The organism is Streptomyces vulcanius, assembly GCF_042653945.1.
GTDB classification, from domain to species: Bacteria; Actinomycetota; Actinomycetes; order Streptomycetales; family Streptomycetaceae; genus Streptomyces; species Streptomyces mangrovi.
In genome coordinates this window covers 370,631-395,329 of sequence record NZ_JBHSFK010000003.1, presented here as the reverse complement: position 1 = coordinate 395,329, position 24,699 = coordinate 370,631, and the positions used below count along the sequence as shown (strand labels likewise).

General features: G+C 70.5%; 23 protein-coding genes. 18 read left to right on the top strand and 5 right to left on the bottom strand.

Annotated elements, in window-relative coordinates:
- Window positions 1-4: 4 nt before the first annotated feature.
- From ACFPIH_RS06545 to ACFPIH_RS06535, 3 genes are read left to right on the top strand one after another with little or no spacing between them, the layout of a single operon-like run.
- Window positions 5-1,384, top strand: coding sequence for a class II 3-deoxy-7-phosphoheptulonate synthase (locus ACFPIH_RS06545; RefSeq protein ID WP_381182150.1), 1,380 nt, complete (start codon window positions 5-7; stop codon window positions 1,382-1,384).
- 2 nt (window positions 1,385-1,386) lie between these two features.
- A complete protein-coding gene (locus tag ACFPIH_RS06540; RefSeq protein WP_385876355.1) occupies window positions 1,387-1,740 on the top strand; it encodes a winged helix-turn-helix transcriptional regulator in 354 nt (117 codons plus the stop codon).
- A gap of 33 nt (window positions 1,741-1,773) precedes the next feature.
- The gene (locus tag ACFPIH_RS06535; RefSeq protein WP_381182304.1) at window positions 1,774-2,745 is read left to right on the top strand and encodes an o-succinylbenzoate synthase; all 972 of its coding nucleotides are present in this window, start codon (window positions 1,774-1,776) and stop codon (window positions 2,743-2,745) included.
- Window positions 2,746-2,756: 11 nt separating this feature from the next.
- Here the strand turns inward: ACFPIH_RS06535 and ACFPIH_RS06530 are convergent, their stop codons facing one another.
- Together ACFPIH_RS06530 and ACFPIH_RS06525 are read right to left on the bottom strand one after the other, a co-directional pair.
- Complete coding sequence (locus ACFPIH_RS06530; RefSeq protein WP_381182146.1) at window positions 2,757-4,160, bottom strand: nitrosuccinate lyase; 1,404 nt, start codon at window positions 4,158-4,160, stop codon at window positions 2,757-2,759.
- The gene (locus ACFPIH_RS06525; protein WP_381182144.1) at window positions 4,157-6,097 is read right to left on the bottom strand and encodes an FAD/NAD(P)-binding protein; all 1,941 of its coding nucleotides are present in this window, start codon (window positions 6,095-6,097) and stop codon (window positions 4,157-4,159) included. Before ACFPIH_RS06525 ends, ACFPIH_RS06530 begins: the two co-directional genes overlap by 4 nt.
- 234 nt (window positions 6,098-6,331) lie before the next feature.
- Here ACFPIH_RS06525 and ACFPIH_RS06520 point away from each other — a divergent pair, with 234 nt between their 5' ends.
- Genes ACFPIH_RS06520 through ACFPIH_RS06490 form a run of 7 tightly spaced genes read left to right on the top strand, consistent with a single transcriptional unit; the run spans window position 6,332 to window position 14,523 of the window.
- Window positions 6,332-6,889, top strand: a complete 558-nt coding sequence (locus ACFPIH_RS06520; RefSeq protein WP_381182142.1) for an NAD(P)H-dependent oxidoreductase — start codon at window positions 6,332-6,334, stop codon at window positions 6,887-6,889.
- The gene (locus ACFPIH_RS06515; protein WP_381182140.1) at window positions 6,889-8,451 is read left to right on the top strand and encodes a class I adenylate-forming enzyme family protein; all 1,563 of its coding nucleotides are present in this window, start codon (window positions 6,889-6,891) and stop codon (window positions 8,449-8,451) included. The genes ACFPIH_RS06520 and ACFPIH_RS06515 overlap by 1 nt, the downstream gene beginning before the upstream one ends.
- Window positions 8,441-10,156 (top strand): 2-succinyl-5-enolpyruvyl-6-hydroxy-3-cyclohexene-1-carboxylic-acid synthase, encoded by a 1,716-nt coding sequence (gene menD, locus ACFPIH_RS06510; protein ID WP_381182138.1) that lies wholly within the window; start codon window positions 8,441-8,443, stop codon window positions 10,154-10,156. Before ACFPIH_RS06515 ends, menD begins: the two co-directional genes overlap by 11 nt.
- A gap of 17 nt (window positions 10,157-10,173) precedes the next feature.
- Window positions 10,174-11,145, top strand: coding sequence for a 1,4-dihydroxy-2-naphthoyl-CoA synthase (locus ACFPIH_RS06505; protein WP_381182136.1), 972 nt, complete (start codon window positions 10,174-10,176; stop codon window positions 11,143-11,145).
- Between the two features lie 10 nt (window positions 11,146-11,155).
- The gene (locus ACFPIH_RS06500; protein WP_381182134.1) at window positions 11,156-12,334 is read left to right on the top strand and encodes an AMP-binding protein; all 1,179 of its coding nucleotides are present in this window, start codon (window positions 11,156-11,158) and stop codon (window positions 12,332-12,334) included.
- A 1-nt stretch (window position 12,335) separates the two neighbouring features.
- A complete protein-coding gene (locus tag ACFPIH_RS06495; RefSeq protein WP_381182132.1) occupies window positions 12,336-13,382 on the top strand; it encodes an oxidoreductase in 1,047 nt (348 codons plus the stop codon).
- Window positions 13,339-14,523: a chorismate-binding protein gene (locus tag ACFPIH_RS06490; RefSeq protein ID WP_381182130.1), complete on the top strand. Its 1,185-nt coding sequence runs from the start codon at window positions 13,339-13,341 to the stop codon at window positions 14,521-14,523. The genes ACFPIH_RS06495 and ACFPIH_RS06490 overlap by 44 nt, the downstream gene beginning before the upstream one ends.
- Before the next feature lie 90 nt (window positions 14,524-14,613).
- On the opposite strand, the gene ACFPIH_RS06485 is transcribed toward ACFPIH_RS06490, so the two are convergent.
- Both ACFPIH_RS06485 and ACFPIH_RS06480 read right to left on the bottom strand, forming a co-directional pair.
- Window positions 14,614-15,063: a nitroreductase/quinone reductase family protein gene (locus ACFPIH_RS06485; protein WP_381182128.1), complete on the bottom strand. Its 450-nt coding sequence runs from the start codon at window positions 15,061-15,063 to the stop codon at window positions 14,614-14,616.
- Window positions 15,064-15,101: 38 nt separating this feature from the next.
- Entirely contained in the window at window positions 15,102-15,827 is a 726-nt protein-coding gene (locus tag ACFPIH_RS06480) for a response regulator transcription factor (protein WP_381182126.1), read from the bottom strand.
- A 294-nt stretch (window positions 15,828-16,121) separates the two neighbouring features.
- Between ACFPIH_RS06480 and ACFPIH_RS06475 the strand changes: the two genes are divergently transcribed.
- From ACFPIH_RS06475 to ACFPIH_RS06440, 8 genes are all read left to right on the top strand, one after another.
- Window positions 16,122-16,925, top strand: a complete 804-nt coding sequence (locus ACFPIH_RS06475) for a methyltransferase domain-containing protein (RefSeq protein WP_381182124.1) — start codon at window positions 16,122-16,124, stop codon at window positions 16,923-16,925.
- Window positions 16,922-17,362 (top strand): ester cyclase, encoded by a 441-nt coding sequence (locus tag ACFPIH_RS06470; RefSeq protein ID WP_381182122.1) that lies wholly within the window; start codon window positions 16,922-16,924, stop codon window positions 17,360-17,362. Before ACFPIH_RS06475 ends, ACFPIH_RS06470 begins: the two co-directional genes overlap by 4 nt.
- A gap of 47 nt (window positions 17,363-17,409) precedes the next feature.
- Window positions 17,410-19,083, top strand: a complete 1,674-nt coding sequence (locus ACFPIH_RS06465; protein ID WP_381182120.1) for an NAD(P)/FAD-dependent oxidoreductase — start codon at window positions 17,410-17,412, stop codon at window positions 19,081-19,083.
- Between the two features lie 18 nt (window positions 19,084-19,101).
- Window positions 19,102-19,389, top strand: coding sequence for a DUF6059 family protein (locus ACFPIH_RS06460; RefSeq protein ID WP_381182118.1), 288 nt, complete (start codon window positions 19,102-19,104; stop codon window positions 19,387-19,389).
- A gap of 12 nt (window positions 19,390-19,401) precedes the next feature.
- Window positions 19,402-20,625, top strand: coding sequence for a methionine adenosyltransferase (gene metK / locus ACFPIH_RS06455; RefSeq protein ID WP_381182116.1), 1,224 nt, complete (start codon window positions 19,402-19,404; stop codon window positions 20,623-20,625).
- 54 nt (window positions 20,626-20,679) lie between these two features.
- Complete coding sequence (locus ACFPIH_RS06450) at window positions 20,680-21,663, top strand: carbohydrate kinase family protein (RefSeq protein WP_381182114.1); 984 nt, start codon at window positions 20,680-20,682, stop codon at window positions 21,661-21,663.
- A 111-nt stretch (window positions 21,664-21,774) separates the two neighbouring features.
- A complete protein-coding gene (locus ACFPIH_RS06445) occupies window positions 21,775-21,933 on the top strand; it encodes a hypothetical protein (RefSeq protein WP_381182112.1) in 159 nt (52 codons plus the stop codon).
- Between the two features lie 311 nt (window positions 21,934-22,244).
- Window positions 22,245-24,119 carry an ABC transporter ATP-binding protein gene (locus tag ACFPIH_RS06440; protein ID WP_381182302.1) on the top strand — a complete coding sequence of 625 codons (1,875 nt, stop codon included), beginning with the start codon at window positions 22,245-22,247 and terminating at the stop codon, window positions 24,117-24,119.
- Window positions 24,120-24,139: 20 nt separating this feature from the next.
- Here the strand turns inward: ACFPIH_RS06440 and ACFPIH_RS06435 are convergent, their stop codons facing one another.
- Window positions 24,140-24,316 carry a hypothetical protein gene (locus tag ACFPIH_RS06435; protein WP_381182110.1) on the bottom strand — a complete coding sequence of 59 codons (177 nt, stop codon included), beginning with the start codon at window positions 24,314-24,316 and terminating at the stop codon, window positions 24,140-24,142.
- Between the last annotated feature and the right edge of the window lie 383 nt (window positions 24,317-24,699).

The following is a 24,699-nucleotide window of genomic DNA, read 5'->3' as shown; positions in this document are numbered from 1 at the left end:
GGCCATGCCAGTCACAGCAGAGGGCACCCATCGGATGCCGGCGGCTCAGCAGCCCGACTGGCCGGACGCGGACGTGCTGCGTGCGGTGACCTCCGAACTGGCCGCCTGTCCCCCGCTCGTGTTCGCCGGTGAATGCGACCGGCTGCGCCACCGGCTGGCCGCGGTCACCCGCGGCGAGGCCTTCGTGCTGCAGGGCGGCGACTGCGCGGAGACCTTCGACGGGGTGTCCGCCGACCAGGTGCGCGACAAGGTCAAGACCCTGCTGCAGATGTCGGTCGTGCTGACCTACGCCTCCTCGGTTCCGGTGATCAAGGTCGGCCGGATGGCGGGCCAGTACGCCAAGCCGCGCTCCAGCCCGGTCGAGGTACGGGACGGCGTCGAACTGCCCGCCTACCGCGGGGACGCGGTCAACGGGCTCGCCTTCACCCGTGAGGCACGCACCCCGGATCCCCGGCGGCTGAAAGGGATGTACCACGCTTCTACGGCGACCCTGAACCTGATCCGGGCCATCACCACGGGCGGCTACGCCGATCTGCGCCAGGTGCACGAGTGGAACCGGGACTTCGTGGCGAAGTCCCCGGTCGGTGAGCGCTACGAGCGCATCGCCCAGGAGATCGACAACGCGCTCGCCTTCCTGACGGCCTGCGGAGCGAACCCGGCGAAGTTGCACTCCACCGACTTCTTCACCAGCCACGAGGCGCTGCTGCTCGACTACGAGGTCGCGCTCACCCGCGTCGACTCACGCACGGGACTGCTGTACGACACCTCGGGCCACATGGTCTGGATCGGTGAGCGCACCCGCCAACTGGACGGCGCCCACATCGAGTTCGCCGCACAGGTGCACAACCCCGTCGGGGTCAAGCTGGGCCCCTCCGCCACCTCCCGGGACGCCCTCGCCCTGGTCGAGCGGCTGAACCCGGACAACGTGCCGGGCCGGCTGTCCTTCATCGTGCGCATGGGCCGGGACCGGGTCCGCGACGTGCTCCCCGGGCTCGTCGAGTCCGTGAAGGCCGCCGGCGCGCAGGTCGCCTGGATCTGCGACCCGATGCACGGCAACACCTTCAAGGCGTCCTCCACCCACAAGACCCGCCGCTTCGACGACATCCTGGACGAGGTCAAGGGCTTCTTCGAGGTACATCGGTCGCTCGCCACCCACCCCGGCGGCATCCACATCGAACTGACGGGGGACGACGTCACGGAGTGCGTGGGCGGCGGCGACGAGATCCTCGTGGACGATCTGCACCAGCGCTACGAGACGGCCTGCGACCCCCGTCTGAACCGCTATCAGTCGCTCGACCTGGCTTTCCAGGTCGCTGAGCTGTACCGGGACCGGAACGTCTCGGTCCCGCCACGCCCGTCGTTACCGACCTGGGAGCCGACATGACCATGACCATGACTACCGACGACGCTCCCGTACGGGCACGGTGGCTGCTGGAGATCCTGGCCACCAAGTGGACGCCCATCGTCCTCTACCTGCTGAACCAGCAGTCCCCCATGCGCTCGGGCGAGTTACGCCGGTCGGTGCCGGGGGTCAGCCGGAAGGTGCTGACGGCGACGCTGCGCAATCTGGAACGTGACGGCCTGGTGACGCGGGAGAACTACCCCGAAACCCCGCCGAGGGTGGAGTACCGCATCACCGAACTCGGCGAGAGCCTGATACCCATCATCTTCTCCCTGGAGGCCTGGGCCGAGGAGAACATCGCGGAGGTACTCGCTCGCCGCACACCGCACGCCGCGTAGAGAGGACCCGGTCCCTTGGAAACGGCTGATTCCGTGTTCGCCACGGCCCACGTCTATGCCATCCCCATGCGCACCCCGTTCAGGGGAATCACCGTCCGCGAAGGCATGCTGCTGCGCGGCCCGCTCGGGTGGGGCGAGTTCTGCCCCTTTCCCGAGTACGGCGACCACGAGGCCGCGGCCTGGCTCGGCACCGCCGTCGAGCAGGTCACCCTCGGCTGGCCGGAGCCGGTCCGGGACCATGTTCCGGTCAACGCCATCGTGCCGGCGGTCGGCCCGGAGCGTGCCTTCGAGATCGTCGCCCGCTCCGGGTGCCGGACGGCGAAGGTCAAGGTGGCCGACCACCCGGACTCGCTCTCCGAGGACCTCGCCCGGGTGGAAGCCGTCCGCGCCGCTCTCGGACCCGGCGGCAACGTCCGCGTCGACGCCAACGGCCGCTGGGACGTCGACACGGCCGTCGCCCGCATCAGACGGCTCGACCGCGCCGCCGGCGGCCTGGAGTACGTCGAACAGCCCTGCCCGACCGTCGACGAGCTGGCAGCCGTACGCCGCAGGGCCGGTGTGCGTATCGCGGCTGACGAGTCCATCCGACGCGCCGACGACCCGCTGAAGGTGGCCCTCGCCGGCGCCGCCGACATCGCGGTGCTCAAATGCGCCCCGCTCGGCGGCGTGCGCCGTGCCCTCCAGGTGGCCGAGGCCTGCGGACTGCCCTGCGTCGTGTCGTCCGCGCTGGAGACGAGTGTCGGTCTCGCCGCCCAGCTCGCCCTCGCCGGTGCCCTGCCGGAACTCGACTTCGCCTGCGGGCTGGGCACCCTGAGCCTGCTGGACGGCGACAGCGTGTCCCCGGCCGACGCGGTGCGGCCCGTCGACGGCCTGCTTCCGGTTCCTCGTACGCCCCCGGTGCCCGACCCGGTGCGGCTCGACACGTTCCGGCCCGCCGATCCCCGACGGACCGCGTGGTGGCACGACCGTCTGGCCCGGGTGCGGAGTGTGCCGCCGGCGGCTTGAGAGGACCGGGCTCAGCCCAACGCCCGGTCCACCAGCTGCCCCGCGGCTCCCGTGTAGTCCGTCGGATCGCACAGGGCGTCCAGTTCCTCACGCGGGAACAGACCGGCCGACTCCGGCGCCTTCGCCAGTTCCTGCGCCAGCGACGTGCCGTACCGCGCGGCATCCGCCGATGCCGCCGCCAGCATCTTCCTGGCGGCGTCCTTGCCGAGCCGGGGCGCCAGCAGGGCCGTCAGCCGCTCGGAGACGACCTGGCTGCCGGTGATGTCGAGGTTGGCGCGCATCCGGTCCGTGGACACGACGAGCCCTTCGGCCAGTTCGACCGCCGTGTGCGCGGCGCCCCCGGTCAGCCGCAGCGCCTCCCGCAGGAGCTGCCACTCCGCGTGCCACATCCCGCCGGACCGCTCGTCCTCGGACACCAGGCACTGGGTGAGACCGGTCGCGATCACCGGCACCTGGAGCGCCGCGCTGCGGATCAGGGTCGCCAGCACCGGGTTGCGCTTGTGGGGCATGGCGGACGACGCGCCCCGCCCGGCGGCGAACGGCTCCGCCACTTCGGCGATCTCCGTACGCCCCAGGGTCTGCACGTCCACCGCCAGTTTGCCGAGCGCACCCGCGGTGAACGCGAGCGCCGCCGCGAGATCGGCGATCGGCGTGCGCAGGGCGTGCCAGGGCAGCGGCGGACGGGCGAGGCCGGTCTCCGCGGCGAATCCGTCGAGGAGCCGGTCCGCGTACTCCCCTGACCGCACGGCATCCGCGTCGGCCCCGTCGACCTTCGCGTACTCCACATAGCCGGCGAGTGTTCCCGCCGCCCCGCCCAGGGAGACCCACAGCCCGTCCTCCAGCAGCCGGCCGAGCCGGACGTCGGCCTGGAGCAGCAGCTCCCGCCAGCCCGCCGCCTTCAGACCGAACGTGGTCGGCACCGCCTGCAGCGCGAGGGTCCGTCCGGCCATCGGTGTGTCGCGGTGCCGTCGGGCCAGTACCGCGAGGGCGTCGGCCGTGCGCCGCAGATCGCCCCGGATGATGCGCAGGGCCCGCGCCGCGACCAGCATCGCGCCCGTGTCGAAGATGTCCTGGCTGGTCGAGCCGCGGTGCACGTACTCGGCCGCGGCGGGGTCGACGGCCGCGACCAGCCGGGTCAGCGTACGGATGATCCCCACCACGGGGTTCGCCGTCTCCCGGGACTCGACCGCGATGGCCCGTAGGTCGAACCCCTCCGCACGCGCCGCCGCACCGATCGCGGCCGCAGCCGAGGGCGGCACCGTGCCGAGCGCGGCCTGGGTCCGCACGAGCGCGACCTCCGCGTCCAGCATGGCCTGGAGCCATGCGCGATCACTCACCGCGGACTCCACCTCCGTACCGGCCCGTACGGGCGAGAGCAGGCCGGTGTCGCGCTGCGCGTCGAACGACGTGATCATGAACGTATCTCCATGTGGTTGTCCTCGGTCCGGTCGACGGCCGGGGGCACGGCGAGCACGGCGCGGGCGATGGCATCGGCGTCGCCCAGACTCACGGAGTCGACGCCGGGCCGTACCGCGGCCGCCGTGACCCAGTGCACGGACTCCGTGGGCACTCCGTACGCGAACAACCGCCCGTTGACCCGGCCCTGGGCGTCGACCACCCGGCAGGGGCGCCGGGTCACCGCGAGACCGCCGGTCTCGTAGAGGACGGCGCAGCTCCCCTCGATCCGGAAGGGCGTGATGTACCCGTCCTCCAGGAGCTGCCGCAGGAGCGGGTCGGCGGGTCGCCGCACGTCGGGCTCGGGCAGCCGGGCCTCGACCAGTACGCGCGCCTCGATCGGCGGCCCGGCGACCTCGGGCGAGTCGCACACGAACGCCTCCCGCGCGGAATCGACCCGGATCCCGGCCCCCGGGCCGGTCAGGCGCAGCACCCCGGCCTTGACCAGCGCGATCATCTGCCTGATCCGGAAGGCCGGCGGGCCGATCGACAGGAAGGCGTTGAGCGGCGTGTACCACCCGTCGAGCTCGTCGCGGTGGGAGTTGCCGTCGAGACCACCGTGGTCCACGGCGAGCCGGACCTCGTTGCGCAGATCGCGCAGCACATCGAGGGCGGCCTTGAGCGGGTTGCTCACATTGCCGTCCAGGGCGTGCCGTACGTCCTCTTCCAGGTGGTCCGTCAGCCAGGCGTGGAACTCGTCCCGATCGGCGAACCGCCGTCCCTGGTAGGGGCGTGAGACCGTCTCCCAGTCCCAGCGGCTCTCTCCGGGGAAACCGTAGGCGTCCAGGATCTCGACCCTGTGCTCCTCCTGCGCGGCGGCCAGATACAGCTCGGCGAACGCCTCCCGGTCCGCGCTGCGTCCCCATCTCCCGAGGAGGGTGCTGTAGTAGACGCTCTCCACCTCACGGGCGATGAGGGGCCAGATGTCGACCCCGAAGTACACGCGGTCGCCGTCCTCGGCCCGTTTGCGCAGCTCCGCGAGGAACGCCTCGGTGAGCAGCCGGGGAAAGTACCGTCCGTGGGGGCCCTTCTCGTTCTCGCCCCGTGCCTGGTACGGAATGCCTCGCCGCGAGGTGGCGAACAGCCTGGGTTCGCGACCGGACGGCTCGTAGACCAGTTCCTCGCCGTGCGGCACGAACCGGCCGCCGCGTCCGCTCGTGAGCAGGGCCATGTGGTCGAAGAAGCACAGCCCCAGGCCGCGCAGCAGAACGTTCTCGCCGGCCCCGATGAAGTCGAGGTCCAGATCGGCCGGGTTGGCGGGTGGGACGTAGGTGAGACCGTGCCCTTCCGCCTGCGTGGCCAGGAGTCGCTCCTGTCCGCCCGGCTCGGCGCCGACGTGACCCTGCGAGAGAACCACCGCGTCGAGGCCCTCGATCAGCCGGCCGTTCTCCAGCAATACGCTCTGCGCCGCCGCTCCGTCCCGGCCCCCGTTCAGTGCGACGGCACGCGTGGAGTGCGTGATGATGTCGACGTGCGGCGGGGAACCCACGCATATCCGGGCGAACATCTCCCGCAGATAGCTGCCGAAGAAGGCACGGGTCGGATATGAGTTGGGACCCAGGTCCCGCGCTTCGGCAAGGGTGTGTTCGCCCCCGGGAGGCGCCGCCCCGGTGGATTTCCTCAGCTCCTCGGCCCACTCGTACAGGCTGGGGCCGGGTTCCACCGGCCCTTCGAGGGAGACGCTGTCGTCCGTGAACACGGTGATCTGGCAGGCGACGGTGTTCATCAGCAGCAGCCGGGACTGATCGGTGCGCCAGACGGCACCCGCGCCGGCCGGATAGGGATCGACCAGGTACACCCGCACGTTCGAACCCGGTGGCAGATGGCGGGCGTTGGCGCAGAGCCGCTCCAGTACCGACAGGCCGCGCGGTCCGACTCCGACGATGCAGAGCGACAATTGAATTCGGTCAGCAGAAGTCAATGGAGTTCCTCGGAACGGCCAACCCGAAGTGTCATTCCCTCATGCTCAGCAGATTCCGGACGTCCGACAAGTAGGCACTTCCAAGTACCTATGGCAGCGGCGGGCAGGCACTTGAAAGTACCTACTTGCCGAACACTTCGCGCTCACCAATCATCTTGACCAAAACATCCCTCGCGATTCACGACGCCTGTAATTCAGGGAGCCATCTCAATGAAAATCGCGATCATTTACCACAGCTTCACCGGCAATGTGCACCAGCTCGCCCGGGCGGGTGCCGATCACGCCGAGGCGCTCGGCCATGACGTCGCGGTCCACCGCCTGTGCGAGATCGACGAACTGGACCGCGCGACGGAGATCCACAAGGTGGCTCTCGCCGACCTGGCCGACGCCGACATCGTCCTGTGGGGCACGCCGGGGCGCTACGGGAGCATGTCGGCTCCGATGAAGTACTTCATCGACCAGACGCTGGACCTGCACATGGCGGGGCAGCTGGCGAACAAGTTCATGACGACGTTCGTCTCCACCGCCACCAACCACGGCGGGCAGGAGTCCACCGTCCTGTCGCTGAACAACGTGTTCTACCACTGGGGTGCGGTCATCGTGCCGGCCGGAGTGACCCGGCCGGAGCAGCTGACACCGCTCAACCAGAACCCCTACGGGATCTCGTCGGTCTCGGGACGTCAGCCGGACAACGTACCCGAGGAGAACCGGGTGGCCATGCGCTATCTCGTCGACCGCATCGTGTCCATCGCCGGAGGTACCCGCTGATGCTCACGCTCAAGGAACTCCTCAAGCCCAGGTCCACACCGCTCTACCTGTTCGAGAACTTCCGTACGGCGGCGGAGGCGCACCCCGCCTCGATGATCCACCTCGACGCGTTGCAGCCGGCGTTCCCCGAGCTGGGACTGCACGTGACCTACGCCGACGCGGCCGTAGCCGTCGCCCGGTGCGGCGATCAGGTCATCGCGCGGGGCATCGAGCCGGGTGACCATGTCGTCATCTACAAGTCCGCGCTGTTCGACAGCTACCTCCTGGCGGTGGCGGTCTCCTACGCGGGCGCCGTACCCGTCATGATCTCCCCCCACCTGGACGCCGGCACGGTCACCGTGATGGCGGCCCGGCTGAAGCGGCCGTGGCTGATCCACGACGCCGAGACCGTGAAGAAGGCCGCGGACATCTCGTCGGTCGAGGAGTCCCGGAAGCTCGACGCCCGGGACATCAGGGACGTCGTGGTGGAGCGTTCGACGGGCTCGGGACAGAAACCGGGCGTGCTCGACATCGCCTATATGACGCACACCTCGGGGACCACGGGCATCCCCAAGCTCATCGCCCACTCCCCCACCTCGATGGGCTGGCGGGTCACCTGGCAGCGCCGCGTCCTGTCCTTCGTCGACTCCAAGGGCCTGGTCGCCTTCCACATCTCCCCGGTGCACAGCCGGTTCAACATCGGTGTCTCGTCGCTCATGTCCTACGGGCACTCGTTCCTGAACATCGGGGATCCCCAGGAGGACAACGTCGAGGCCGTCCTGCGCAAGTACCGGCCCATCGCCCTGGAGTCGCACCCGAACCACCTCGTGCGGTGGACGTCCATCCTGGACCGCGACCCCTCGGTCTTCGCCAGCGTCAAGTACCTGCACTCGACCTTCGACGCCGTCAACAAGGGCACGATGCTCAAGTACCTCAGTGCGTCGTCCCATCGGATACCGGTCTATCTCCAGGTCTACGGGCAGAGCGAATGCGGTCCCATGGTGCTGCGCGCGCACACCCGGACAACGCTGCGCTTCAGTGACGCCCGCTGGATGGGCATCGGCATGCCGAAGCTCACCCGCGTCCGGGTCGTCGACGGGACGGGCAACCCGCTGCCGCGCGGTGAGCAGGGCGCCATCGAGATGTTCTCCCGCGGTCGCGCGGTCACCTACTACGGCGAGGAGGAGCGCTTCGCGCAGAACCTGCGTGACGGGTGGTGGAACAGCGGTGACCAGGGCGAGCTCGGACGGGCCCGCCAACTCGCCCTGCACGACCGCCAGGTGGACCTGATCGACGACGTCCGCAGCACCCTGGCCATCGAGGACGCGCTCCTTGACAAGCTGTCGTTCCTGAACGAGGTCGTCGTGGTCCGCACACCGGACGGTGACCCGCAGCCCGTGGTCTCGGTCGCCACGGGGCACGAGATGGACTGGGACGCGTGGTGGACCTGTGTGGCCGACCTGCCGAGGCTCGAGGCGCCGGTGGTCCTGCCGTTCGACCGGTTCCCGCGCACCGCCACGATGAAGATCCAGCGCAATCGGCTGGAGCAGCTGCTGCGGACCGAGACCACCCATGTGGGCTGAGTCCACCACCGCACAGGCCTCGGGGCCGTCCGTGATCGCGGCGGTCGTGGTCGACGAGCTGGTCCGGGGCGGGATCGAGACGTTCGTCTACTGCCCCGGATCCAGGAACGGCCCCATCGGGTTCGAGCTGTCCCGGCGGGAAGCCGCGGGAGACCTCAGACTCCATGTCCGTCTGGACGAGCGGTCGGCCGCCTTCCTCGCCCTCGGCATGACGAAGGCGACGGGCCTTCCGACCGCGGTCGTGACGACGTCGGGTACGGCGGTGGCGAATCTGCTGCCCGCCGTGACGGAGGCCCACTACTCGCGGATCCCGCTCGTTCTGGTCACGGCGAACCGCCCGCTCGCCGAGCTCGGTACCGGGGCGTCGCAGACCGTCGAGCAGACCCAACTGCTCGCCTCGCAGGTGCTCCACGTCCAGCACCTCCAGGTCGGGACGGAACCGGACCCGGCCATGAACGGCAGCGTGCGCTCGCAGATCTGCCACACCCTGGCGATCGGACGCGGGCGGCTGCGCGGGCGCCCCGGACCGGTGCAGATCGATGTGCCCCTGTCGTCCGGACTCCCGCCGGCGAGCAGGGTCGTACCGTTCCCGAGCGGTCGTCCGGAGGGGCGGCCGTGGATCCGGACCGCGCCCCGCGACCGCGCGGCGGCGGCACCGCACGCCATCGACCTGACCCGCGGAACGATCCTCGTCGCCGGTGACGGCGCGGACCTCGACGCCGTGCCCGCGACCGTCCCCTGCGTCGTGGAACCGACCGTCGACGCCGGTGGCCGCAGGACCCTGCACCCCTGGGTGCTGGACCACATACGACCGGAACAGGTCGTGGTGTGCGGCCGTCCGACACTGCACCGGCAGGTCGGGGTGCTGCTGGCCCGCCGCGACGTCTCCACGGTCCTCGTCAGCGACGGGGACGACGACTGGGTCTACGCGGCACCGCACATCGACGTGGTGACCGCGCACCCGGTGTTCGGCGGCGCGGTGAGTCCGTCCTGGGCCGAGCAGCTGGAGCACGTGGACCGGACCGTACGCCGCGCGTGGTCGGACACCCTGCGCGACGACGGTCATCGGCGCACCGGTCTGGGCGTCGCGAACGCGGTGCTCGACGCGCTCGAACCGGATGACCTGCTCTGGCTCGGGGCCTCGAATCCGGTCCGGGACGTGTCGCTGACCGGTTGTCCGCCCTTCGGGGTCCGGGCCCTGTCCAACCGCGGGGTGGCCGGTATCGACGGCACCGTCAGCGCCGCGGTGGGCGCCGCGGTCGCCTCCCCCGACCGGACGGTCGTCGCGCTCGTGGGTGATCTCACCTTCGCCCACGACTCGGCCGCCCTGCAGACCGGTGTTCTCGAACAGGTGCCGGACAACCTGATCGTCGTGGTCTCGAACGATGCCGGCGGCGGCATCTTCGAACTGCTGGAACAGGGCCACCCCTTGTACAGGTCGGCTCCCTTCGACAACACCTTCGAGCGCATCTACGGAACTCCGCAGAACGTCGACTTCGCGGCTCTGTGCGGGGCCTACGCGGTCTCCCACCGAACGGTGGACACCGACGAACTCGGCGCCGCGCTGCGGGTGGCCCGCCGCGCGAAGCGACCGGTCGTCCTCGAGGTTCCCGTCACCCGCACGACGCTGCGCGGCATTCACGCGGCCGCACGACAGCGGGTCGGCGCGAGTCTGAACGCCGACGCGTCCGCCCTGATCAGTTGAGCAGCGGAGGTTCGAAGATGTCTGTCACCACCACGGCCCCCACCAGCGCGGCGGCCCCGGTCACCAACCCGTTCGACCCCTCGTGCTGGCGGAACGTCGAGGGCTTCGAGGATCTGCGCGACACGACCTACCACCGCGGTGTCGAACGCGACGCCCGGGGCGCCGTCGTGCGCGACCTTCCCTGGGTGCGGGTCGCCCTGGACCGTCCGCACGTGCGCAACGCGTTCCGCCCCGGGACGGTCGACGAGCTGTACCGCGTCCTGGACCACGCCCGTATGTCCTCCGACGTCGGTGCGGTCGTCCTGACCGGCAACGGCCCCTCCCCCCGGGACGGCGGCTGGGCGTTCTGCTCGGGAGGCGACCAACGCGTCCGGGGGCGCGACGGCTACCGCTACGCCGACGGCGAGACCGCGAAGGACATCGACCCGGCCCGCGCGGGGCGGCTGCACATCCTGGAGGTGCAGCGGCTGATCCGCACCATGCCCAAGGTCGTCATCGCGGCGGTGTCGGGCTGGGCGGCCGGCGGCGGGCACTCACTGCACGTCGTCTGTGATCTCACCATCGCCTCCCGGGAGTTCGGCAGGTTCAAGCAGACGGACGCCACCGTGGGTTCGTTCGACGCCGGCTACGGTTCCGCGCTGCTGGCCCGCCAGGTGGGCCAGAAGTTCGCCCGTGAGATCTTCTTCCTCGCACGCGAGATCGACGCCGACCGCATGCGTGAGATGGGGGCGGTCAACGAGGTCGTCCCCCACGCGGACCTGGAGCGCACGGCGATCGGGTACTGCCGTGACATCACGGCTCAGTCCCCGCAGGCGATCCGGATGCTGAAGTTCGCCTTCAACCTCCCCGACGACGGGATGGTCGGCCAGCAGGTCTTCGCCGGAGAGACGACCCGGCTGGCCTACATGACGGACGAGGCCGCCGAGGGACGCAACGCCTTCCTCGAGAAGCGCGCACCCGACTGGTCCGGCCACCCCTACTTCTTCTGACGGAGGCGCTGTGCCGGCTGTCTCCCTGCGGGCCGTCGTACTGCCCGGCCATCCCGCCCGGGCCGTCGACATCCTCATGCCCGCCATCGAGCGGATGTACGAGAACGGTCCCCCGGTCGCCCCGGTCGCCGACGCCGCAGCGGCGCGGGACCTCCCCGGGACCGTTCCGGACGGCACCGGAGTGGTGCTGTCGACGTCGGGCTCGACCCGTGCTCCCAAGCGGACGGCCCTGCCGCGGAGCGCGCTGCTGGCCTCCTGTTCCGCGTCGCTGGGCCGGCTCGGCGGAGCGGGCGACTGGCTGCTGTGTCTCCCGGTCGGATTCGTGGCCGGATTCCAGGTCGTCTCCCGCGCGGTCGTCGGCGGGACCCGGGTGACGACGCTCGACGGCGGCCGGTTCGACGCCGCGGCCTTCGTGGCCGCCGCCGGCCGTATGGGGCCCGGCAGACGCTACACCGCGCTGGTCCCCACCCAGGTCAAGCGGCTGCTCGCGGACGCCGACGCCAGGGCCGCCCTGTCGGGCTTCGACCAGGTCCTGGTGGGCGGGGCACCGCTGGACCACCACACCGCGGCACAGCTCCGGGACGTCACCCACTTCGTGGCCACGTACGGCATGACGGAGACCGGCGGCGGCTGCGTCTACAACGGGGTGCCCCTCGACGGGGTGCGGGTGCGGATCGTGGACGAGATCGTGCACATCGGCGGCGACACGGTGGCGAGTACCTATCTCGGCGCCACCGAGGAGGAGCAGAGCAGGTTCCACACCGACGGCGGCCGGCGCTGGTACCGCACCTCCGACCGCGGCCGGTGGGACGCCGCCCACCGGCTGGTCCCCCTCGGCCGGACCGACGACCTCATCAACACCGGCGGGGTCAAGATCTCCGCGGGCGAGGTCGAACAGGCCCTGCTCGGCGTCGGCTGGGTCGACAGTGCCGTGGTCATGGGTCTTCCCGATCACGAGTGGGGCGAACTCGTCGCCGCCCATGTCGTCCCCCGGGCGGGGACGTCACCACCGGACGGGGACGTCCTCAGGGACCGGGTACGCCGGCGGCTGGGCCCGGCCGCGATCCCCAAAAGGATCGTCTTCCACGACGACGTCCCCCTGCTGCCGAATTCGAAGATCGACCGATCCGCGGTCCGTGAGCGGCTGAGCGCCGCCGCGTACGCCCGAGCGCGAGGCAGGGAAGAGTGACATGCCAGGAGACCTGTTCTCACCGGTGACCTTCGGCGACATCTCCGCCAACTCCCGGATCGTCATGTGCCCCATGACGCGACGGCGGGCGGACGCCGACGGAACGCCCAACGACCTGATGCGCGAGTACTACCGGCAGCGTGCCTCGGCCGGTCTCATCGTGACGGAGAGCGTCCACCCCTCGCTCATCGGCAAGGCCTACCCCGGCAGTCCGCACCTGATCGACGGACGTGATCTGGCGGCCTGGGCCCGGGTGGTCGAAGCCGTCCACGGTCGAGGAGGGCGCATCGTCCTGCAGTTGATGCACGCCGGCAGCCTGGCCCGGCCCCGGGTCAACGGCGGCAGGACACCCCTGGCGCCCTCGGTACCGCGGGCGATGACGGGCGGCGAGATCGACGCCACCGTCGAGGAGTTCGCACGCGGCGCCGCGATGGCCCTGGAGGCGGGCTTCGACGGTGTGGAGATCCACGGCGGCAACAGCTATCTCCTGCACCAGTTCCTCGGCTCGGGGACGAATCTCCGTACCGACGCCCATGGCGGACCGGCCGAGAACCGCTGCCTGTTCCCCGTCCGCGTCGTCGAGGCCGTCGCGGGAGAGATCGGCCACGGCCGGGTGGGGCTCAGGCTGTCCCCCGGTTTCTCCGCGGACCGCACCGTGCGGGGCGACGGGCTGGACGTGTACAGCGCTCTGCTGTCCCATCCTTCGGTACGGCGTCTCGCCTACCTCCACACGTCCTCGAGCAGCGACCCGGACGCGCTGGCCTGGATCCGTTCCCATTGGACGGGCGGATGGATCCACAACCTGGGCACGGAGCCGGCGTGTTCCTCCCCGGAACTCCTGAGCAGGATCGAAGCCCGGCTCGGCGCGGGGCCGTCCGCCGTGTCCCTGGGACGCCTCTTCATCTCCAACCCGGATCTGCCCGAGCGTCTGCTCCACCGGGCACCCCTGGCCGTTCCGAACCCCAAAACCTTCTACGAGGGCGAGAGCGAGGGATACACCGACTATGAAGGGTGGACCGACACAAGCCGGCAGCCGATCCACACCTGACCGGCATCTCCGGGAAGAGCGTCCCTCGTTTCTTCTGCACGGCCCGAGCAGTTCCGTCGGGCTCACCGGCACGCTGACCCGTTTCACGGACCTGTCCGAGGCGGAGGACGCGGTGCGCAAGGGCGCCCACGGGAATCTCGTCGCGGGCGCGGTGCCGTTCGACCACGGCCCGGGGACCTCGTCGTTCTTCCTGGGGCGGCGCGGTACCGGCCGGCCTGCCCGCTCCGCGCGCGGCGCCCGGAGCGGTGGCCATTTCCTCCCGGACGTCGGATTCAACGACGCCGAGACAGCCAACTACATACGCCTGGTCGAGCGTGTGCTGCCCATGCTCCGCTCGCCGGAGAGTGCCCTGGAGAAGATCGTCGTGGCGCGGGCCGAACGGTACTTCCCCACCGAGTCCGTCGATCCGACGCAGCTGTACGGGCGCATAGTCGACATGTTCCCCGGGGTGCACAGCTATCTCGTCGAGCACCTGGAGAAACCCGGCGTCTACACCCTGGGGGCGAGCCCGGAGCTCTTCATGAGGAAGACCGGCGATGTCGTCACGATGACGCCGCTGGCCGGGACGATTCCGCGCAACCCCCTGCTCCCCGCCGTGGAGGACGAGGAGCGGGCCCGTGCCGAACTGTTCACCGCCAAGTACCTGGCCGAGCATCGTCACCTGGTCGATTTCATGCTGAAGGGTCTGGCGCCCTTCTGCACCGGCCTTGACCGCCCCGACGAACCCGAGTTGCTGGGTGTGCCCGGCGTATGGCACCTGGGAACCCCCATCCGCGGCCGGCTGGTCGATTCCGGGGTACGTGTGGCCGATCTCGTGTCGGCGCTGCACCCGTCACCTGCGGTCTGCGGTGTCCCCCAGGCCGAGTCGCTCCACCTGATCACGAAGAACGAATCGACGCGTGGGTACTACGGGGGACTCGTCGGCTGGGCGGATGCCTACGGTGACTGCGCGTTCTACATGGCGTTGCGGGGTCTCGACTTCGACTCACGGGAGCACGGCAGCCTGAGTCTGCGGGCCGGAGGCGGTGTGGTGGCCGGCAGCCGCCTGGACATCGAGTTCGCGGAGACCACGGCGAAACTCACGACGATGCGTCTGGCGCTCGGTGTGGAGCCGTCTCCGGGTGTCCGTCCACGGGCGTAGGGCACCCGAAAACCACTCCCCCCGCCGGTGCGAACCCGAGCGGGGGGAGTCGGCGACGGTGGCCCCGGAGTACCGGGACCTGGGCGCTCTTCAGTAGGGGACCACGCGGAAGATCGGGATGCCGGGGGCGGCCTGCTCGAAGCTCGCCGGGGACTTGTCGGCGACGACATGGTTCTTCACGAAGATGCCCGTGCCCATCGGCACCTGCTTGGGGAACTCACGGGCGATGGCGGCCCGTTCCTGCGGCGGCACCTCGACCAGCTTGACGCGCTGGGCCTTGCGGCCGCGCACCAGGGTGCCCTGGCCCGCCGCGCGCACGTTCTTCACCCAGTCGGACGCGGGGAACGCCTGGAGGATGTACTGCGTGCCGTCGATCTTCACCGGCGCGACCGGGTTGGTGAACTCCCGGCCGGACACCCGGCCCTTGACCTTCAGCAGGTGCATGGGGCCGACCGGCATACCGATGCCGTGGAACAGCTCCATCATCTTGTTGCCGAACTTCAGGAACGGCGATACCGGGGGGCGTGTGGACGTGGGCATGGTCTCGCTCCGCTTTCTGTTCTCTGTGGTGGATGACGTCAGGCCGTGCTTGCCGTGAGGCGGGGGTGCCAGTTCGGTTTGGGAACACCCGGACGTACGAGGCCGGTGGTGTAGGCCGTCGTGATGATGTCGATGCGGCTCCGGAGTTCCAGCTTGTTCATGAGGCTGTGCACATGGCTCTTGACGGTGGCTCCGCTGAGCATCAGGGCGTCGGCGATCTCCCCGTTGCTCCACCCTCGGAGCATCAGGTGCACCACCTCGACCTCGCGCTCGGTCAGCTTGTCGAACCGCTCCCAGACGGGGGGCTGCCGCTGTCTGCCGAGTGAGCCCTGCTCGCGGTGTTCCGGGTGTGCCGCGGCCACCTGGTAGCCGGACCGCAGCAGTCGGACGGTCGGCAGCAGGGTGGCCGTCGTCGCGAGACTGACCCGGATCCCCGGAACGCGCAGGTGCGCGCCTTTCCAGGTGGCGTGCTTGCGGGACGACACGACGACCAGCACGCGCGGCGCGGGGGCACTGGTGACCACGGCGCGCAGGGCCGGCATGGGATCGGCGTCGCCGTTGAGCACCACGAGATCCGGCTGTCGTTCGGTGATGAGCTGCTTGAGGTCGGCGGAGTGGGAGCCGTGTCCCACCACGGTGAATCCGTCCTCCTGATCGAGGAGGGAGACAAGCCCGATCCTGGAGAACAGATGGCCGCCGGAGACCAGGATCGAAAGGGACCGGTCCGTCGGCGCGTTCTTGGGCGGGCAAATGTCGACCTGCATGGTGGCCCTCTTCCCCCTGCCTGTTTACGTAGCAAGCTACCTAATCATCTCGCGGCGCGGCCTCACGTGTCAACGCGGCCCGGCTGCGGCCGTGTGCACGGCACACCCTCCTGGGACGACCGGGTCAACCGACAAGCGAAGCACGGGCGTGCCCCGGGCGCAGGACAGTGCCCACTTCAGGCCAGCCAATGGGCTTACATTCGCCCACCCCCCTGCTTTCTCTCTGCTTTATCGGCCGTCCGTACGGTCGTTGCGTCATGACGGATTCATGGACATGTCTCTTGGAGCGAATCGATGACAGCCGGAACCGACCAGGTCAAGCCCGCCGATGTGTGGCGCGAAGCCGACGACGCGAAGAAATTCCTTGATCAGGCAGCCATTGAATTAGCCGCCGTCAAGAAAGAGCTCGACGCCCTGCTCCAGGTCGAGGCCGGCAGCCATGTGCTCGACGTCGGCTGCGGTACGGGGGCCGATGTGCGGGCGCTGGCGGTCCGCGTGGGACCCGGCGGCAGGGTCGTGGGCCTCGACTCCAGCGAGCAGCTGATCGGGCGGGGGCGGCCCGCCGGCCCCGGAGCCGCCCCGGTGGAGTTCGTGCACGGCCAGGCCGGGGCGCTCCCCTTCCCCGACGCCGCCTTCGACGTCGCGCGGGCGGAGCGGGTCATCGAGCATGTGCCGGACCCGCAGGCAGCCGTCGCGGAGATGCTGCGCGTGGTCAAGCCGGGCGGCCAGGTGCTCGTCACGGACCCCGACCACGGGCTGTGGGCCCCCGATCTCGACGACCGCCGGCTGACCCGCACCATCATGAACTGGTGGAGCGACCACGTTCCCAACCCCTGGGTGGCGCGTCAGCTGCGCGAACTGTTCGTCCGGGCCGGCGCCCAGGACGTCCGCGTGAAGCTGCAGCCCGTCGTGCTCACCAGCCTCGCCGCCGCGGACGCCCTGACCTGGATCGGCAAGGCCGCCGCCGCGGCGGGCGCCCAGGGGATCGCCGACGCCGAGGCGGCCCGGGCCTGGGGCGAGGAGATCCTGCGGCGGGACGCCGAGGGCCGTTTCCTCATGTTCGGCACGTTCGTCGTCGTCACGGGGACCAAGAAGTGACCGGCGCGACGGATCACGCCACGGACCACGCCACGGACCACAGGAAGCTCGCCGAGTACTGGTTCGCCCGGGGCTGGGCCGGCGGGGACGCGAGCATCGCCGATGAGGTCTTCGCCGAGGAGTTCGTCCTCAACGGAAGGCAGGTCGGGCCGGCCGGGCCGCGGCGCAGCGTCGCCGCCGTGCACAGCGCGTTCTCCGACATCGGCGTCGACCTCGACCTGGTGCTCGTGGACGGCCCCTACGTGGTGACGCACTACACCACCACCGCGCGGCACACCGGTAACTACCGCGGAGTCGCCGCGTCGGGGCGCTCCATCCGGGTGTCCGGAATCGTCATCTGGAAGATCGCCGACGGCAAGGTCGTCCAGGACTGGAATTCCTTCGACACCGCGGAAGTCGTCGCGCAGATCAGCGCTCCGCAGGACTCAGAAAAGTAGCCGACGAACAGCCGACAAGTAGCCGACCAAAAAAGGGAGAGGCCGAAATGACGGAATCCGCTGCGCTCGAACCGGACTTCGATGTCATCATCCTGGGCGCGGGAATGGCCGGAACCGTACTCGGCGCCATTCTGGCGCGCCACGACGCCCGTGTGCTGATCATCGACGCGGGGGTGCACCCGAGGTTCGCGGTCGGCGAGTCGACCACCCTGTACACCCTCAAGGGATTCCGGCAGCTGGCGGCCCGCTACGGTGTGCCCGAGCTCGAGTACCTCACCTCGTACGAGGGCTGCCTGACGAAGATCGGCCCGACCTCCGGCGTCAAGAAGCACTTCGGGTTCATGCTCCACCGGGACGGCGAGGAGCCCGACCCGCTGGAGGTCAACCAGTTCAGCCCGCCGTCGAAGGCACTGCAGACCGGCCATCTGTTCCGGCAGGACACCGACGCGTTCCTCCTGCACACCGCGATCCAGTACGGCTGCTCGGTCCGGCAGGGCTTCCGGGTCGCCGACCTGGAACTCGGCGAGGACCAGGTCTCCGTCGCGGACGCCTCGGGCGAGCGGTTCACCGCCAAGTACCTGGTGGACGGCAGCGGGTTCCGCTCCCCGATCGCGGACAAGCTGAACCTGAGGGAGCCTGCGGACGCGCTCAAGCACCACTCCCGCTCGATGTTCACGCACATGATCGGCGTGAAGCCGACCGACGACGTGCTGCACATGGCGGCCGAGGACCTCCCGCCGCTGCCGTGGGTCGAGGGCACCATGCACCACATGTTCGAACGGGGATGGATCTGGTCCATCCCGTTCAACAACGAGCCGCGGTCGAACAACCCGCTGGTGAGCGTGGGGCTGACCTTCGACGAGCGGCTCTACCCGAAGCCCGAGGGCATGAGCCCGGAGCAGGAGTTCCGCCACCACATATCCCGCTTCCCCGCCGTGGAGCGGATCTTCGCCGACGCCGTCACGGTGCGGCCCTGGGCCTCCACCGGCCGGATGCAGTACACCTCCAAGGAGACGGTGGGCCACCGCTGGTGCCTGATGTCGCACGCGGCCGGCTTCCTGGACCCGCTGTACTCGCGGGGTCTGACCAACACGACCGAGGTCGTCAACGCCTTCGCCTGGCGGCTCCTCGACGCCCTGCGCGAGGACGACTTCGACGTGGCGCGCTTCACGTACGTCGACACCCTGCAGAAGGGGCTCATCCGGTACAACGACGAGCTGGTCAACGCCTCGTTCATCGCGTTCTCCGACTACCAGCTGTGGAACGCGGTCTACCGGGTGTGGGCCGCCGCCGAGGTGCCGATCAACCTGCGCTTCGACCGCTTCATCGAGCGGTTCCGCGAGACCGGTGACGACCAGGTCTTCCGCGACATGGAGGACGTCGAGTTCCCCGGGCTGCTGCTGCCCGACCAGCCCACGTACAAGGCCGTGTTCGACGAGATGGTCGTCGTGTGCGACGCCGTGGAGCGGGGGGAGATCACCGCGGCCGACGGCGGGCGCAGGCTGATGGCGGCCATCGAGGCCTCGCCCGGCATGCTCCAGGGCTTCGGCCTGCAGGACGCCAACCGCCGCTTCATGTTCCCCGGCATCCCGGAACTGAAGGCCATGACGGCCTGGCTCTCCGACACGGCCCCGCAGGAGATGCGCTATCTGGCCCCCCGCACCCCCGCGTCCGCGCAGAGCGGCGCGCCGGGCGTGCGCGAAGTCATCATCCCGGAGTAGCGAGGCACAGGTCACGCCATGCCGAACGAGTTCACGAACAAGGGCGGGGGCGGAGACAGGAGATTCCTCCCCCGCCTGCTCCGGGGAGCCGTCCGCACCGGCACGTTCGTGCTGAAGACGCTCTACGACGGCCTGAAGGCCATGGGCTCCCAGTGGGCACATCCGCCCCCGCCCGACCCCTGCTGCGACGCACCGCCCGCCGAACTGCTCGACGTTCCACCGGACGGCCACCCGGAACGGCTTCCCGACCTCCCCATGACCGACGAGGAACTGGACCTCTGGGCGCGCCTGTACGCCGACCCCTGATCGGAGAACACGATGGCCAAACGGCTGTTCACCTCGGAGTCCGTGACCGAGGGACATCCCGACAAGATCGCCGACCAGATCAGCGACACCATTCTCGACGCGATACTGAGCGAGGACCCGGCCGCCCGGGTCGCCGTCGAGACCCTGATCACCACCGGTCTGGTGCACGTCGCCGGTGAGATCAGCACCACGGCGTACGCGCCGATCGCCCAACTCGTACGCGCCAGGATCCTGGAGATCGGCTACGACTCGTCGACGAAGGGATTCGACGGCGCGTCCTGCGGCGTCTCGGTGTCGATCGGCGCCCAGTCGCCGGACATCGCGCAGGGCGTCGAAACGGCGTACGAGGCCCGTGTCGAAGCCGCCTCCACCGGGGGCGGAGTGACCGAACTGGACCGGCAGGGCGCCGGCGACCAGGGGCTCATGTTCGGCTACGCGACCGACGAGACACGGGAGTTGATGCCGCTGCCCATCCATCTGGCCCACCGGCTCTCGCACCGGCTCACCGAGGTCCGCAAGAACGGCACCGTCCCCTACCTGCGCCCCGACGGCAAGACCCAGGTCACCATCGAGTACGACGGTGACCAGGCGGTCCGGCTGGACACGGTCGTGGTCTCCTCGCAGCACGCCGGCGACGTCGACCTGGACTCCCTGCTCGTCCCGGACGTCCGCGAGCACGTCGTCGAGCACGTCCTCGGGCGGCTCGTGGAGGACGGCATCAAGCTGGACACCGAGGGCTACCGGCTGCTCGTGAACCCGACGGGGCGTTTCGAGACCGGCGGTCCGATGGGCGACGCCGGTCTCACCGGCCGGAAGATCATCATCGACACGTACGGCGGTATGGCCCGCCACGGCGGCGGTGCCTTCTCCGGCAAGGACCCCTCCAAGGTCGACCGCTCGGCGGCGTACGCGATGCGCTGGGTCGCCAAGAACGTGGTGGCGGCGGGCCTGGCCAGGCGCTGCGAGGTCCAGGTCGCCTACGCCATCGGCAAGGCTGAGCCGGTCGGCCTGTTCGTCGAGACGTTCGGGACCCACACCGTCGACACGGCGAAGATCGAGGACGCCATAGAGGAGGTCTTCGACCTGCGCCCCGCGGCCATCATCCGTGACCTGGACCTGCTGCGCCCGATCTACGCGCAGACCGCCGCGTACGGCCACTTCGGCCGCGAACTGCCCGACTTCACCTGGGAGCGGACCGACCGGGTGGAGGCCCTGCGCGCGGCGGTAGGGCGCTGAAGCCGGTCCGGCGGATCACGCGGACCGCGATGTCCGCATCGAGGAGGGACCGTTGTGCGTATCGCCGTTACCGGCTCCATCGCGACCGACCATCTGATGACGTTCCCGGGCCGCTTCACCGAGCACCTCATCGGTGACCGGCTCGACACGGTGTCCCTGTCCTTCCTCGCCGACGGGCTCGTGGTCCGGCGTGGCGGGGTGGCGGCCAACATCGCCTTCGGCCTGGGCTCGCTGGGGCTCGACCCGGTGCTCGTCGGCGCGGCGGGCTGCGACTTCGCCGACTACGGCGAGCACCTGCGGGCCCACGGGGTGGACATCCGAGGTGTCAGCGTCAGCCGGACGCTGCACACCGCGCGCTTCGTGTGCACCACCGACCTGGCGCAGAACCAGATCGCGACCTTCTACCCGGGTGCCATGACCGAGGCGCGTCACATCGACCTCGCGGAGGTGGCCCGCGGCACGGGCGGCCTCGACCTCGTCCTTGTCGGCGCCGACGACCCCGAGGCCATGGTGCGGCACACCGAGACCGCGCACGCGCTCGGTGTCGACGTCGCCGCCGACCCCTCCCAGCAACTGGCCCGGCTCGACACCGGGCAGACCCGGCGTCTGGTCGACGGGGCGCGCCTGCTGTTCACCAACGCCTACGAGTCCGCGCTGCTGCGGGAGCGCACCGGCTGGAGCGAGGACGAGGTGCTGGAGCGGGTCGGCACCTGGATCGTCACGCGAGGAGCCGAGGGGGTCTCCATCGGCCGGAGCGGCCGGGCCCCCGTGCACATCGACGCGGTGCCCACGGACAAAGCGGTCGACCCCACCGGTGTGGGCGACGCCTTCCGCGCGGGCTTCCTCGCCGGCCTCGCCCGGGAGTGGCCGCCCGAGCGGGCGGCCCGGCTCGGCGCGGCGCTGGCCACGGTGGCCCTGGAGTCGGTGGGGACCCAGGAGTACAGGCTCGTCGCCGCCGACCTGACGGCCCGTGTCGAAGCGGCCCACGGCCGGGTGGCCGCCGGGGAGGTGGAAACCGCGCTGACGGCCGTGCGATGACAGCACCGGCCGGTCGCTCCTGACACCGAGCACCGAGGAGGAAGCATGTCCGTGGAAGCGTCCCTGGAACCGTCCGTGGAAGTGTCCGTAGAAGCGTCTGTGGAAAAACCCGTGGCGTTGCCCATGGCGATGCCCGCGGAAGTGGACCTCGCCGCCCCGCACCCGGCCGCGGAGTTCACGGCCGACGACGCCACATCGGCGCCACCGCTCGCGCTGGCCGGGGCGGACGACGATCTGCCGGAACCCCACATCGTCCGGGGCATCGACTGACCGGCGTCCCGAGGCGGCCGGAGCGGCGCCGCCCTGCGCGGACCTCCAGGCCGGGGCACAGGACGCACAGGACGCACAGGACGTCGTACCCGTCGCGCCCGGAAACCCGCCGCCCCCGGCGTGCGCCCGCGCGTAACCCCTTCCCCGTCCCGCGCCCTGTCCTCACTTCTCCCGTCCCGCGATAGTGGCCGTTCGTACACGCCCGGGGGAGGTCGGTAGGAGTGGGCAAGGCGCACGAGCCGCAGGAGACCGGCGAGCGCGAGGTGTCGGAGTCGGAGCGGCTGCTCTTCGGCGGCCCGCTCCGCTACGACATGGGCTGGAACCAGCACCGGGACGCCTTCCTGGAGCTGGGCTTCCGCGCGATGGTGACCCGGCTGCCCGCCCTGCTGGGCGCCAGTCTGCGGCTGGCCCGGCAGGCCGACCCGCGGGCCGCCAGAATCGTGCTGGTCTCGGAGGTGGTCCGGGGCGCGGCACAGGCGGTCAGCCTGCTCGCGGTGAACGCCGTGCTGGGCCGGCTGGTGGGGGGCGGCCCGATCGAGGACCGGTTGCGCGGCGCCGCCCCCGCGCTGGCCGCGATGGCCGTCGTCCTCCTGGTCGGGGCGCTGCTGCGGGCCGCGTCGACGTATGCCACCGGGCGGCTCGAGCCCAAGGTGGAGCGGGTGGCGACCGAGTTGTACCTGGAGCGGGCGGCGGCGGTGGAGCTGGCCGCGATCGAGGACCACGCCTTCCACAAGCTGCTGGACACCGCGCAGTACGGGGCCGCCTCCGCCCGCCGGATGATCATGTACGGCACGCGCGTGGTGAACGCGATGATCTCGCTGGTCGCGGCGGCCGGCGTGCTGACGGTGCTGCATCCGCTGCTGCTGCCGCTGCTGGTGACGATGACGCTGCCGAGCGCCTGGAGCGCCCTGACGAACGCCCGGCGTCGCTACGAGTCCTTCCACACCTGGGTGCAGCACGCGCGTGCCGGTCACCTCATCGCGAGCCTGCTCACCGAGCCCGCCGCGGCCCCCGAGATCCGGGTGCACGGCGTCGGACCGTTCCTGCTGCGGCACTTCCGCGCGATGTCGGAGACGGCTGAGGCGGAGCAGGCCCGGCTGGCCGGGCTCTCCGCGCGGACCGGTCTGATCGCGGCCACCTGGACGGGCCTGGCGACGGCGGCGACGTACGCCACGCTGGGCGGGCTGCTGCTGACGGGGACGATGGCGCTGGCGGTGGCGGGCACGGCGGTGATCGCGATCCGCAGCGGCTCGACCAGCCTGAACACGCTCGTCCTGGAGCTCAACACGCTCCACGAGGAGGGCCTGTTCGTCGGCGATCTGGAGCGGCTGTACGTCGAGGCGGCCGAACGGGCGATCCCGGTGGGCGGCGTGGCCCTGCCGGAGGACCCGCGGGAGATCCGCTTCGAGAACGTCACCTTCGGCTATCCGGGCGAGTCGGCCCGCCCCGCCCTCGACGACGTCACGCTCTCCCTCCCGCTCGGCCGGATCATCGCGCTCGTCGGCGAGAACGGCTCGGGCAAGACAACCCTGGTGAAGCTGCTGGCCGGGCTGTACCGGCCGGACCGGGGGCGGATCCTGTGGGACGGTGTGGACGCCGCCGAGGCGGACCGGCACCGGTTGGCCGAGCGCATCGCGATGGTGGCGCAGGACTTCAAGCGCTGGCCGTTCACGGCCCGCGTGAATGTGGCCGTGGGCCGTTCGTCGGCGCCGCTGACCGAGGAGCGGCTGGCCACGTCGGTCGCGGAGGCGGGCGCCGAGGAGGTCGTCGCGGACCTGCCGCGCGGTCTGGACACCCTGCTGGCACGGGGGTTCAGCGGCGGACACGAGCTGTCCGGCGGCCAGTGGCAGCGGCTCGGCATCGCGCGGGCCGCCTATCGGCGCGGGCGCATCCTGATCGTGGACGAGCCGACGGCGGCCCTGGACGCCCGGGCCGAACTGGAGGTCTTCGAGAAGATCCGCGCGCTGGCCGGCAGCGGTCAGACGGTCGTACTGATCACCCACCGGCTGGCGTCGGTCCGGCAGGCGGACCTCGTGCACGTCCTGGACCAGGGCCGGCTGGTGGAGTCCGGAACGCCGGACGAACTGCTGGCGGGCGGTGGGGTGTACGCCGAGCTGTACGCGCTCCAGGCCGAGCAGTTCACCGGGCGGATCCCCGCGCAGACACCGCCGTCGAAGGTCGGCTAGGACCCGCGGCCTCGCGAGGCTCAGTCGGTCGTCGCGCCACCGCGGACGATCACCAGGAACGCGTCCGTGGCCAGGTCCATGACGACCTCCGCGGGCAGCCCCTCCAGGCGACGCGCCTGGGCGAACTCCTCCGCGGGCCACGATCCGCGCGGCCCGCCCGCGGGAAAGCGTTCGAGCACTGTTCGCCCGTTCACCATCTCGCACCTCCTGAAAACGTCGCACTCCGTCGCACTCGTAGGAGTTAACGCTCTCCAGGGACGGAACGGCCCGCTCAGTGGCGTTACTGAGACGTAGTTGACACGAGACGGGAGCGGACTGTGACGTTCCGGTCACTTTCCGAACGCCTCGCGCACGGTTCGTGTCAAACGTCGTACTCGTCGTGATATTGAACGCGCCCGCCACCCAGTCCTCCCGGCGCAGTGAGGTCCAGAAGGCTGGAGGTGGAGCCGATCCCGTCGAGTTCGCCCTCGTGCGCCGAGTAGGTGTGGAAGATCCGCTCGCCGTCGGGGCAGGGTGCGGCGCTCGGTGGCTGGCGGGCTGCGCGGAACTCATCGCCGGCGCGGGACGTATTTTCAGGTGT

What these genes read in the sequence shown, in the direction of transcription:
- ACFPIH_RS06545 (WP_381182150.1), top strand. Translation starts at nt 5, where the DNA reads ATGCCAGTCACAGCAGAGGGCACCCATCGGATGCCGGCGGCTCAGCAG.
- ACFPIH_RS06540 (WP_385876355.1), top strand. Translation starts at nt 1,387, where the DNA reads ATGACCATGACTACCGACGACGCTCCCGTACGGGCACGGTGGCTGCTG.
- ACFPIH_RS06530 (WP_381182146.1), bottom strand. Translation starts at nt 4,160, where the DNA reads ATGATCACGTCGTTCGACGCGCAGCGCGACACCGGCCTGCTCTCGCCC.
- ACFPIH_RS06520 (WP_381182142.1), top strand. Translation starts at nt 6,332, where the DNA reads ATGAAAATCGCGATCATTTACCACAGCTTCACCGGCAATGTGCACCAG.
- ACFPIH_RS06515 (WP_381182140.1), top strand. Translation starts at nt 6,889, where the DNA reads ATGCTCACGCTCAAGGAACTCCTCAAGCCCAGGTCCACACCGCTCTAC.
- menD (WP_381182138.1), top strand. Translation starts at nt 8,441, where the DNA reads ATGTGGGCTGAGTCCACCACCGCACAGGCCTCGGGGCCGTCCGTGATC.
- ACFPIH_RS06505 (WP_381182136.1), top strand. Translation starts at nt 10,174, where the DNA reads ATGTCTGTCACCACCACGGCCCCCACCAGCGCGGCGGCCCCGGTCACC.
- ACFPIH_RS06495 (WP_381182132.1), top strand. Translation starts at nt 12,336, where the DNA reads ATGCCAGGAGACCTGTTCTCACCGGTGACCTTCGGCGACATCTCCGCC.
- ACFPIH_RS06490 (WP_381182130.1), top strand. Translation starts at nt 13,339, where the DNA reads ATGAAGGGTGGACCGACACAAGCCGGCAGCCGATCCACACCTGACCGG.
- ACFPIH_RS06485 (WP_381182128.1), bottom strand. Translation starts at nt 15,063, where the DNA reads ATGCCCACGTCCACACGCCCCCCGGTATCGCCGTTCCTGAAGTTCGGC.
- ACFPIH_RS06480 (WP_381182126.1), bottom strand. Translation starts at nt 15,827, where the DNA reads ATGCAGGTCGACATTTGCCCGCCCAAGAACGCGCCGACGGACCGGTCC.
- ACFPIH_RS06475 (WP_381182124.1), top strand. Translation starts at nt 16,122, where the DNA reads ATGACAGCCGGAACCGACCAGGTCAAGCCCGCCGATGTGTGGCGCGAA.
- ACFPIH_RS06465 (WP_381182120.1), top strand. Translation starts at nt 17,410, where the DNA reads ATGACGGAATCCGCTGCGCTCGAACCGGACTTCGATGTCATCATCCTG.
- ACFPIH_RS06460 (WP_381182118.1), top strand. Translation starts at nt 19,102, where the DNA reads ATGCCGAACGAGTTCACGAACAAGGGCGGGGGCGGAGACAGGAGATTC.
- metK (WP_381182116.1), top strand. Translation starts at nt 19,402, where the DNA reads ATGGCCAAACGGCTGTTCACCTCGGAGTCCGTGACCGAGGGACATCCC.
- ACFPIH_RS06440 (WP_381182302.1), top strand. Translation starts at nt 22,245, where the DNA reads ATGGGCTGGAACCAGCACCGGGACGCCTTCCTGGAGCTGGGCTTCCGC.
- ACFPIH_RS06435 (WP_381182110.1), bottom strand. Translation starts at nt 24,316, where the DNA reads ATGGTGAACGGGCGAACAGTGCTCGAACGCTTTCCCGCGGGCGGGCCG.